This window comes from Mesorhizobium sp. M2A.F.Ca.ET.067.02.1.1 (assembly GCF_004023285.1).
Classification (GTDB): Bacteria; Pseudomonadota; Alphaproteobacteria; order Rhizobiales; family Rhizobiaceae; genus Mesorhizobium.
The window spans coordinates 1-2,311 of the sequence record NZ_RZSB01000855.1 but is presented as its reverse complement, the minus strand read 5'-3'; the positions used below and the strand labels follow the sequence as shown (position 1 = coordinate 2,311).

At 61.4% G+C, this 2,311-nt stretch carries 4 protein-coding genes and 1 tRNA gene; 1 reads left to right on the top strand and 4 read right to left on the bottom strand.

Annotated elements, in window-relative coordinates; translation table 11 throughout:
- Positions 1–682: O-antigen ligase family protein (locus tag EOA28_RS32820; RefSeq protein ID WP_148671009.1), on the top strand; the 682-nt coding region annotated here is incomplete at its 5' end.
- A gap of 30 nt (positions 683–712) precedes the next feature.
- On the opposite strand, the gene EOA28_RS32815 is transcribed toward EOA28_RS32820, so the two are convergent.
- The 4 genes from EOA28_RS32815 to EOA28_RS32800 form a co-directional block, all read right to left on the bottom strand.
- Positions 713–789 (bottom strand) — tRNA-Pro (locus EOA28_RS32815).
- A 180-nt stretch (positions 790–969) separates the two neighbouring features.
- Positions 970–1,221: a toxin-antitoxin system HicB family antitoxin gene (locus EOA28_RS32810; RefSeq protein WP_127250784.1), complete on the bottom strand. Its 252-nt coding sequence runs from the start codon at positions 1,219–1,221 to the stop codon at positions 970–972.
- On the bottom strand, positions 1,218–1,646 hold the full coding sequence (locus EOA28_RS32805) for a putative toxin-antitoxin system toxin component, PIN family (protein ID WP_127250785.1): 429 nt from the start codon (positions 1,644–1,646) through the stop codon (positions 1,218–1,220). Before EOA28_RS32805 ends, EOA28_RS32810 begins: the two co-directional genes overlap by 4 nt.
- 65 nt (positions 1,647–1,711) lie before the next feature.
- Positions 1,712–2,311 (bottom strand): sugar-binding domain-containing protein (locus EOA28_RS32800; protein WP_281060944.1); only part of this gene is annotated, 600 nt, incomplete at its 5' end.

Below are 2,311 nucleotides of genomic sequence, written 5' to 3'. Positions count from 1 at the left end.
CTCCGCCGGCATCTTCTTCTCCTTCTCGCGCGGCGCCTGGGGCATGTTCGCGGTGTCGGCGGTGCTGCTCACGGCATGCCTGTTCCTGCAGAGCGCCAGCGGCAAGTTCCGGCTGCGGGTCGTGGTGATGACGATCGCGGCCGTGGCGCTGCTGGTCATCGCCTTCCTCATCATTCTGCAACTGCCCGGCGTGTCGGACATGTTCACCCAGCGCGCGCAGCTCGAGCAGAGCTACGATTCGGCAAGGCTCGGCCGCTTCGCCCGCTACGCGATCGGCTTCCAGCTGGCTATCGAGCATCCGTTCGGCATCGGCCCGCTGGTCTTCGGCACGATCTATGGCGAGGACACGCACGACATCTGGCTGAAGGCGCTGATGGATTATGGCTGGCTGGGTTTTGTGTCGTTCCTGACGCTGACCTTATGGACGATCGGCGCCGGCTTCCGCATCCTTCTGCGCGACCGGCCGTGGCAGCCCTATCTGCTCTGCGCCTATGTCGCCTATCTCGGCAATATCGGGCTCGGCACCTTGATCGACATCGACCACTGGCGCCATCTTTATCTGCTGCTCGGCCTAGTCTGGGGCGCGATCGCGCTGGAGTACCGGCACCAGCGGAAATTGCGGCTGGGAGCTCCGCCAAGCAGCCGAACGAACCGACACGAAGCGGTCGCTCCCGGTCGATGAAAGCCTTGGGGCCAAGTCTCAGGTTAAAAATGGTCGGAGTGGCCGGATTCGAACCGACGACCCCTTGACCCCCAGTCAAGTGCGCTACCGGGCTGCGCTACACTCCGGACCGCGCAAAGCCCTATAGTCTCAAAGGTTCAGAAGCAAGAGGCCAATAGGACAAAATCACGCCGGGCCTTCCATCTGTTTTCCATGTTATTCTATTTTTTCGAGCGATTACGGCAGCGAAGCACAGCAGCGTATAACGCGAGGCAAGCCGTGCTCACTCCAAGCCAGCCGAAATTCGGCTACTTTGCCAATTCGTCACCTTTGACAGGCGGCTTACCCTTGCCGGCGTGCTTGAGAATATCGAGCGCTGCGGGAATGTCGGCGCGCGCCGCGCGCTCCTGGAAATAGCTTTCGACCCTGAGCGCCGATAGCTTCTCGGCCACAGCCACGTTGATGAACTGGTTAAGCGCCACACCCTCGTCTTCCGCTACCTTACGTGCTTCGTCCAGGAGCGAGGGCTGAAGCCGCAGCGCAAAATTGCTTTTCCTCATTTATGTTTCTCCATTCGTTTCCAAGCCTGACCGGGCACCAGGACATCTATTCCAAAGCGGACCGCTGCTTCGCTAAAGTCGCGGGTGTTGAAGATCACGATAGCGTCAGCTTGTCCGTTGACCGCAGCCTCGAGCACCATATCGTCGTCCTGATCGCGAGCCACTGGTCGCCATAAAAAGGCAAGCCTCACCGGCTCGGCAACAGCCGCCACTGCGTCCAGCAGGACATTAACATCGTCGATCGGCAAGCCGGATGCCTTCAAATGCTCCGGCCGCGTCATCACCGCCTGGTACTCTATAACAAGTGGTACGGAGGCAAGCAGCGTGAACCGCCTTTCAAGCGCCGCCACCAACAAGCGACGAGACGCGCCGGCATCGCTGCGGACGGCCGCCACCATAACCGCTGTGTCGAGAACCAGCCTCATGCGACTATATCGAGTTGCAGAAGTGATATTGCAAGCAATATTGCATCAATTGAAATTTGCGGCAACTACCTCGACGCGCCATGCGCGGCCAGCATGCGGCGCGCGCTTTCCTCGTCGGTGATGAGCACGGTCGGCGCGACCAGGTTCATGGCACCGAGCAGCGCCTCGGTCTTCTCTTCGCCGCCGGAGGTCAGGATTCGGATCGGAGCCTTGCGCAGCCGATCGACATCCACCGACATCACATGGCTGTTGACGGGATGGTCGACCAGGTCGCCCTTGCGGTCGTAGAAATGGAACAGAAGGTCGCCGACGGCGCCACGCGCAAGCAGGGCCTCCCGGTCCGCTTCCTTGAGAAAGCCGCCGCGCGAGAAGGTGGTGGCCGACGCGATGCCGCCGACGCTGAGCAGCACAGCATCGAGCGCATCGGCCATCTCGAAGATTTCCTGCAGGCCGCAGCGCTCGACCAGCGCGATCTTGGTCTCGACGCTGTCGACGACGGCCGGCGTCGGCATCAAATAGCCGTCGCCCTGAAAAATCTGCGCGAAGCGCCAGGCGAACTCGGCCGGGTTGACCCGGCGCGCGACGCCGACGCCGCCGAGCAGCGAGATCACGCTGAAGTCGGTCAGCGACTTGGCGCTGATGAAAGGCAAGGTGTGGAACAGTGT